The sequence below is a fragment of the Micromonospora sp. RV43 genome (assembly GCF_001029515.1).
GTDB lineage: Bacteria > Actinomycetota > Actinomycetes > Mycobacteriales > Micromonosporaceae > Micromonospora > Micromonospora aurantiaca.
The window spans coordinates 1-7,671 of the sequence record NZ_LEKG01000248.1 but is presented as its reverse complement, the minus strand read 5'-3'; the positions used below and the strand labels follow the sequence as shown (position 1 = coordinate 7,671).

The window sequence follows — 7,671 nt, the reverse complement described above, 5'->3', positions numbered from 1 at the left end:
ACGGACAGCTTCTGGAGGAACCCGACCCCGCGTCGGGCTACCACCACGCCCTGACGTCGATCGACCGACTGATCAAGATCAACAACCCGCCACGCGGCCTTGATCAACAGTTAGTGAAAGACCGAGGCTAGGGAACGTATTTACTATGAGGGGTTCAGAGGAAGAATCCAGCTTCATCCGTAACGCCATGCGCTACGCAGACACGATGGACGCGCTCAAGAAGGATCAGGCGCTACGCCGCAAGGCGACTGAGGCAGCCAAGAGCAATCACTACGACAAGATGCGTGGTGAGGAGCTAGAGGCGGAATTCACGGTTACTGCGTTCCTGGCAGCAGGCGGAAGCCTTCAGGGAAGTAACGAATTGGTAACGCGGGAAGGTTCGCTAGTCCGATAGCCGTTTAGTTAAGTAGGAGCAAGACAAGATAGGAAACTGAGGGAAACCATGTCTACTGACGTCGATTACAACTTCTTCTCTGAGCGTGTTGAGGCTGAGCTTGGCATTGCAGCCTACGACGAGGGCGCAGCTTCTAGGTACGCTTTACTGTCTCAGTGGGTGTTGAAGGATTTGGCGACTGGGCGGATTAGTCGTGAGGCATTCTGCCTGTATGCGATCATGAACTTCTACGGCAATATCAACGATGGCCTAATTCCTGACTGGGCTGAGTTGGCGGATCAGCTTGACTGCTCAGACGAGGAGACAGCAGCGGCACTTGATGAGCTGTATAAGCGAGGTTGGGTGTCTGGTGATTGCGAGCAGATCTCCGTACATGCCGGACCTGTTGACTAACCGAACGACCTAGAGGCTCCTCGCCGTTGTGGTGGGGAGCCTCTTCTATTCTGAGGAAATTACTATGAGCAAGCCAATCCCTCATGGCACCCACAACGGCTATGCAAACTATGGTTGCCGTTGCGATGAGTGTCGGACAGCCACCAGCGCTTATCAGCGCATGAAGCGGGCTGAGAGGAAGGCCAGCGCTGACAAGCCCGAGGGGTTCAAGCATGGAACCGTAGGCACCTACACGAATCATCTTTGCCGCTGCGGTTGGTGCAAGAGGGCTTGGCGTACCTACATGAAGTTCCGCAACCTCAAAAAGAAGGCAGCAGACATTCCGTGTGAAGAGCCTCATGGGAATGTCCGTACGTACACCTATCGTGCGTGCCGCTGTATTCATTGTCGTGTAGCAGGCTTAGAAACGCATCGCAACTATCAGACGAGGAAGCGACGCGAGGCGCGTGCTTACCAGCGTGATACCAAGCCAATCGAGACAAAGAAATACCGGAATCTGATTGAGGAAGCCCTACAGGCCTACTCCTCAGACTCCGGTTATCTCGTCAGGATGCTTCACGCCGCAGCTAGCGCTAGTGACTCGTCTCCACAGTGACAGTTGCGGTAGCCGTACTCCCGAGGCATGCCGATCCTCTGCGGAGGCCAGGTGGCGAGTGTGTAGGCCTCCTGGTGGCCCTGAGCGCACACGTAGGTGCCTCGGTGAGGGTAGAAGGTTTCATCCGTCTCGTTGGCTGCTAGGTAGTCCGTCTGGTCCTCCTGGTCATGCTTGGCTACGTCAAAGCTCTCAGGCCGCCCGCACATGACATCCCCTAGCACCTCAGCCAGTCTGTCTAGCGCAGCTCGTAGAGCCTGCCTGTCAGAGGCCGGCAAAAGCTTGCGCATGGTCCTGATCGGGTCTAGACGCTCCTCAGGAGTCATGTCGAGCATGTCTCTGCTGTCTCGGTACACCTGCTCAAGCAGAGCCAGGTACCGGCCACCAGCAGCCTTGCTGAACGTCGGACCGTAGACGACATCCCACACGTAGTCAGGCATGCTGTGCCATTCCCTCAGGATTGCTCCTAGCGCCTCGTGTCCGAGCAACACAGCGCCAGTCTGCTTGCGCATCCTGAAACAGGTGTCTGTCGCGTGCCTGTAGAGAGTTCCGAACACAGTTGACGGCTTGCTGTTCAGCAGGGTCGGCTTTCGGAAGAGGAACAGGTACAACTCTGATTCGATGTCCTCACGCTCTACAGGTGCGTTCCATTCGTTGCGGGACAACGAGGCAACCAGACGGCTTACGTTGTCGATGGTGCTTACAAGGTCAGCGCGGTACTCAGCGCTAAAGGGATCAGCCCAATTGCAGGTCATAGCAGGTGCTCTCTTTCGACGTAAGTTGCCTATGTCCAACTAATCGGCACACCTGCTCTAGAAACTATGTATGGCCTTGCTCACAACAGGCCTCAGAAAAACCGCATAGTGTCTGATTCCAGAGTAAGGACAATATGAAGGGCAAAGAGCAACAGCAAGACGAGCACGCGCATATAAAGGCGGTGCTAGGTAGGTAAGGCGGAAATGGTTTGAGGTTGAGGCGTGGTTTGGTTGCTCTCCCACGCCTCCCTCATTTCACCAGAATAGAGAGCAGGCAGGCCAATGGCTGAGGTAACAATGTGGATGGAGGAAGACGGTATGCGTACTTCCATCAGTGTTGAGGCACCGACCAAGGATCAGGCACTAAGCACAGTCCTTGGCTATGTCGCTCCTAGCATGTCCACCAACGTAATCACGTATCAGCTCAAGCTCATCACTATGCCTCTGGCTCTTGAAGAGTCCATGACATCAGAAGAGCTAGACCTGTATCTGTTCAATGCATTCCGCAGGCAGTACGCGATTGATACGGGCAATGACCCTGAGAACGTGTTGGCTGTGCCTTACCGCAAGCGGAAGCTGCTGATGAACGACATCGTTCAGTACATCCTTGGTGGCGAGGTATGGGAGGCAGATCCCAACCAGCCTGATCCTGAGGAGCCAACTCCTGAAGAGCCTCCGGTTGAGGAGCCTCCTATTCCTACAGAATGACGAGGAGGTCAGTGATGTTCGGTGAACTACTTGACTTCCTACAGTATTCGACTGGCCGTCTAGCCTGCCGCTATCTCAAGCTACATAACAAGTCATGCCGTGGCAGATCTGATCACAGCCCTGCCGTAGGACGCTGGACTACGAGGTTCTAGCCATGGCTAGGCAGCGTCCAGACTGGTATCGCAAGCTACACACAGGCAAGGCCTACCTCATTGCCAGGCAAATCATGCTTGAGCATTACGAGTATGTGTGCTGGATCTGTAAGCATGGTGGCGCTACTGATGCGGACTACATTCAGCCTGGCTCAGAGAATCCAGATCAAGACCCTGGTGATCCATGGAACAAGCTGCCTGCTCATGGTGTGAAGGGCTGCCCAGTATGTAAACGCAAATGCAATCAAGAGCGAGGCAATAAGCCACTCACTCAGCGTCCTAAGCACACGCGAGTTTGGTAATAGGGGGTAGGGGTCAACAAACGAATTGATCTTCTCTGTTGACCCCATGCTCTTCAGTCAACTTTTATCCCCCCGCAGGAGGACCACATGACACAGAGTGATGCCTCTGAGCTGGTGGAAATCGTTCAGAGTGGCGATATCAGAGCCTCGCTTGAGGCCATTAGAGACAACCTAGCTGGCAGGCTTGAGACTGCCTACAGCCGTGACGCTGCTGGAATTGCCAAGCAGCTTCAGGAAGTCATTGAGCGGCTAGAGCTAATTGAAGACGAAGAGGAGGCATCAGATGTCGATGACCTCCAAGCCGCTTACAGGCAGTCAACTGCCGAGAATCGCGAACTATCCTGACTACGATTCCACTGCCGGTGACCTGGCAATCGCCTTTGCGGAGAAGCTAGGAATCAAGCTCGATCCGTGGCAACAGTTCGTTGTGCGTCACGGGCTAGGCCAGGTGACCGATCCGCTTGACCCGACTAAGAAGATCTGGGCTGCGGATGACGTAGGCCTGATGGTGCCTCGCCAGAATGGTAAGTCCTACATCATTGATGTACTGATCCTGGCAGGCCTGTTCATCTTCGATGAGCGGATCATCCTGACGAGCCAGAACAGGGCCAACTCTAAGAAGATCTTCCTGCGAGTTGTGGAGAAGATTAAGACAGCGCCTAAGAAGATGGGCCTGCGAAAGAAGCTAGCCGTCAAGTGGCTTGTCAGCACCAATGGTAATGAGGAAATCAAGCTTCGTAGTGGAGCCTTCCTGCAAATCCGTGCCAGGGGTAAGAACGCTCGTGGTGACACGATTGACAGGCTGATCAATGACGAGGCCTACGACTACTCAGACGATGATCAGGCAGCGCTTAACTACATGCTGTCTGTCAGTCCGAATCCTCAGGCCTGGTATCTGTCGACACCGGCACTGGACACGGTTACAGGAGCGCCATTCACCAATCTGCGCCAGCGTGGACACATCAAGGCTGAGCGTGTGGCTTGGTTTGAATGGAGTGTTGACGCAGAGAAGCCGGTAGACCTTGATGACCGCAAGCTGTGGGCTCAGGCCAATCCTGCGTTCAACATCCGGCTACGTGAGACACGGGTTATCGCTGAGCGCTCTGGTGACCCTGAGGGCAAGGGATTTGCTCGTGAGCGTCTAGGCATCTGGCCTGTAGCGACAAACCTCAGCCTGCTCACTCCTGCGGATTGGGCTGCGCTTGAGGATGACCAGACAACCACTCCTGACCCTGTAGCCCTGGCGGTTGACATCAGTCCTGACCGTTCTAAGGCCTGCATTGTGGCTTGGACGGTTGACGAGCAGGGCATGGGGCGCACTGAGGTTATCGCTCACGAGGACGGAACTGATTGGGTTGTTCCTCGCCTGGTGGACCTCAAGAAGCGCATCAACCCTGTGACTATCTGCGTCGATCAGGTAGGGCCAGCGGGAAGCTTGATCCTTGCTTTGAACAAGGCTGGCATCACTGAGCCTCAGGACAGAGAGAAGCCACGTTACGGGGATCTAGCGATTATCCGTAACGGCTATGAGCTTGGAGCTGCTTTCGGCCAGTTCGTAGACGCAGTGAAGCAGAAGACCTTTAGGCATCCTGGTGACCCACTACTGACAGTGGCGGTTGCTAACGCTGAGCCTCGCTCGATTGGTGATGGCGCTTTCGGATGGTCACGTAAGAAGCCTGACCTAGACATCACTTGTCTTGTAGCTACGACTAACGCCCGATGGGCATACGAATCACGCGCACACCTTGTCAAGCGGAAGTCCGACCCTGGCGCGTGGCTGGTTTAAGGGGAGGATTCACATGGGCTTGATGGACCGTGCAATCTCATGGTTCCGTCGTAGCGAGGAAGTAGAGAGGTACACGCCTCCACCTGGCTACGACGCTGCTTTTAACTATCAGTTCAGCTACGGTACTCCGGACACTGAACGAATCGCACCGACATTCAACAGCTACGCCAACTTGGCCTATGCCGGTAACAGCATCGTCTTCACGGTAGTAGAGACTCGCCGCAGGTTCTTCAGCGAGGCTCGCTTTAAGTATCGAAACCTGGCAGACAAGAAACTGTTCGGTACGGCAGACCTGGCGAAGCTTGAGAAGCCGTGGCCTGGCGGTACAACGTCTGAGCTGCTTTCCAAGATGGAGCAGGACGTATCCCTAGCAGGAAACGCCTACGTCAGGGATGCCGGCAACAGGCTAGAGCGTCTACGTCCTGATTGGGTAACCATCGTTTCCGAGGTCCGGACCGATGAGTACGGCCGTCAGGTTCGTGAGGTTGTCGGCTACTACTACGAGCCGATCGGGGACAACGACAGAGATCCGGAGTTCTATCCGGTTGAGGAAGTGGCGCACTGGTCGCCCATCCCTGACCCGATGGCGAACTTCCGTGGCATGAGCTGGATTACTCCTGTCTTGCGGGAGATCAACGCAGACAACCTGATGACAGACCACAGGGATGCGTACTTCCGCAATGCGGCTACTCCAAACATGATCATCAAGTATCCGACGGAGTTGCAGGAAGAGCAGGTTAAGAGAATCGCTGCGACTGTCAAGGCTCGTCATGCTGGCCCTGACAACGCCTACAGGACGATGATCCTTGATAATGGCGCAGACCCGATGGTTGTGGGAGACAAGCTAAACGATGCTCTGACAATCGTTCAGTCTGCTGGTGAGAACAGGATTTCTGTTGCTGCTGGCGTGCCTGCGATTGTGGCTGGCCTGAGAGAAGGTCTAGGCGCTGCCACGCTGGCGAACTACGACGCTGCGATTAAGGCCTTTGCTGACCTGACTATGCGTCCTCAGTGGCGCTCAGCATGCGCAGCCCTGGCGAAGCTCGTCAACGTTCCTGAAGGCGCTGAGCTGTGGTTTGACACCTCAGATATTAGTGCTCTTCAGGATGGCGAGAAGGTACAGGCAGAGACATTCGCTGCCGATGCGCAGACAGCCTCAACTCTTCTGACTGCCGGTTACACGCCTGAGTCGGTGGCTACCGCCATCAAGGCTCGTGACCTGTCCCTTTTGGAGCACACAGGCCGCTTCTCGGTGCAGCTACTTCCGCCAGGTGCGGATACGACCAATGACACTCCAAAGACTGAAGGAGGTCAGGACAATGCGTGAGGATTATTTCCGGACCTTCGCTTTGGACGACATTCAGATTAGCCGTTCGCATGGCGACGGTAGGACTGTAGAGGCTTATGCCGCTGTCTTTGACACTCCTGTTGAGGTTAAGGATAGGCACGGGCATTACATGGAAGTTATCGACCGTAACGCTTTCAAGAGGACGCTGAGCCACGGCATCGGCAAGGTTACGGTTCTCTACAACCACGGGATGACGATGCACGGTACGCCTTCTGACTTGGGTTCTGTGCCGATCGGTAGGCCTCTTGAGATTCGCCAGGATGGCAAGGGTCTGTTTACCGTCACACGGTACAACCAGTCTGAGATGGCCGATGCTGTTCTAGAGGCTATCCGTAACGGTGACATCAGGGGCCAGAGCTTCCGAGGTCAGATCTTCAGAAGCAGCCCTAATGGTCGCGTACCGCGTGCCAAGGCTGGTCAGTCTTTGCCGACTGTTGTTCGGCATGAGCTAGGGCTTGTCGAATATGGCCCTACTCCTATCCCTGTCTACGAGGCGGCAGCTATCACCGCTGTTCGCTCAGCACAGGAAATCGCAGAAGCGATTAAGCATCTTGATAAGGAAGCCGTTGCTGCCCTTATTGAAACTCTGGCATCCACTCACTCAGTTGACTCGGATGCTCTACGCGCCACTCCTGTAAGTGCAGGACTCGGCTCCGAGGACTCGCCTAATAGGCACTCCGCTCGGCAGAAGCAGCTTCGCCTACGTGCGGAGCTACTAACCCGAGGAGTTTTTAGAAATGCAGAAGCAGAGTGAGAAGATTGCCGCAGAGCTTGAGGTAATGCGTGCGGAGCTTCAGGTAATTAACGAGAATGACGACGCTACTGAGGAAGAGCTTGCCCGTGGCGAGGAGCTTCTAAAGGAGTGGGACGTTAAGAAGGCAGCCCACGACAAGGCTGTTGAGCGCGAGGAAAAGGTAGAGGCCGTAATGCGTGCCTCGCTTAACGCTGGCAACCGTGAGGGTAGCGGCCCGACTGTTATCAGCCGCAGCAAGCGTGACCCGTTCGCTGAGCTGAGCCGTTCAAAGACTTGGACGGATTCTGACTTCATCGAGCGTGCTAAGGACGCTATCGAGCAGGCTCCTGAGTTCCTTGACGATGCTGGCAAGGAAGCTGCTACTAACCTCGGTCTTTCACTAACTGTTGATCAAGGCCGCGTGGCGGGTTGTTGATCTTGATCAGTCGGTCGATCGACGTCAGGGCGTGGTGGTAGCCCGACGCGGGGTCGGGTTCCTCCAGAAGCT

At 55.2% G+C, this 7,671-nt stretch carries 9 protein-coding genes; 8 read left to right on the top strand and 1 reads right to left on the bottom strand.

The genetic code is table 11. The features are described from left to right. The first annotated feature begins 205 nt into the window (after positions 1-205). Positions 206-394, top strand: a complete 189-nt coding sequence (locus tag ABD52_RS39530) for a hypothetical protein (RefSeq protein WP_152748357.1) — start codon at positions 206-208, stop codon at positions 392-394. 48 nt (positions 395-442) lie between these two features. Next, positions 443-787 carry a hypothetical protein gene (locus ABD52_RS39525; RefSeq protein WP_152748356.1) on the top strand — a complete coding sequence of 115 codons (345 nt, stop codon included), beginning with the start codon at positions 443-445 and terminating at the stop codon, positions 785-787. A gap of 555 nt (positions 788-1,342) precedes the next feature. Here ABD52_RS39525 and ABD52_RS34725 read toward each other — a convergent pair. Then, complete coding sequence (locus tag ABD52_RS34725) at positions 1,343-2,044, bottom strand: hypothetical protein (RefSeq protein WP_152748355.1); 702 nt, start codon at positions 2,042-2,044, stop codon at positions 1,343-1,345. A 408-nt stretch (positions 2,045-2,452) separates the two neighbouring features. Between ABD52_RS34725 and ABD52_RS39520 the strand changes: the two genes are divergently transcribed. The 6 genes from ABD52_RS39520 to ABD52_RS39505 all read left to right on the top strand — a co-directional run bounded on the left by ABD52_RS39520 (position 2,453) and on the right by ABD52_RS39505 (position 7,599). Next, positions 2,453-2,842 carry a hypothetical protein gene (locus ABD52_RS39520; RefSeq protein ID WP_152748354.1) on the top strand — a complete coding sequence of 130 codons (390 nt, stop codon included), beginning with the start codon at positions 2,453-2,455 and terminating at the stop codon, positions 2,840-2,842. 541 nt (positions 2,843-3,383) lie between these two features. Then, a complete protein-coding gene (locus tag ABD52_RS39515; protein ID WP_152748353.1) occupies positions 3,384-3,641 on the top strand; it encodes a hypothetical protein in 258 nt (85 codons plus the stop codon). Beyond that, complete coding sequence (locus tag ABD52_RS39510; protein ID WP_152748352.1) at positions 3,580-5,082, top strand: hypothetical protein; 1,503 nt, start codon at positions 3,580-3,582, stop codon at positions 5,080-5,082. Before ABD52_RS39515 ends, ABD52_RS39510 begins: the two co-directional genes overlap by 62 nt. A 13-nt stretch (positions 5,083-5,095) precedes the next feature. Further along, positions 5,096-6,409: a phage portal protein gene (locus tag ABD52_RS38715; RefSeq protein WP_082171444.1), complete on the top strand. Its 1,314-nt coding sequence runs from the start codon at positions 5,096-5,098 to the stop codon at positions 6,407-6,409. Further along, positions 6,402-7,184 (top strand): HK97 family phage prohead protease, encoded by a 783-nt coding sequence (locus tag ABD52_RS38710; RefSeq protein ID WP_161801653.1) that lies wholly within the window; start codon positions 6,402-6,404, stop codon positions 7,182-7,184. Before ABD52_RS38715 ends, ABD52_RS38710 begins: the two co-directional genes overlap by 8 nt. After that, positions 7,168-7,599: a hypothetical protein gene (locus ABD52_RS39505; protein WP_152748351.1), complete on the top strand. Its 432-nt coding sequence runs from the start codon at positions 7,168-7,170 to the stop codon at positions 7,597-7,599. The genes ABD52_RS38710 and ABD52_RS39505 overlap by 17 nt, the downstream gene beginning before the upstream one ends. Positions 7,600-7,671: the final 72 nt, after the last annotated feature.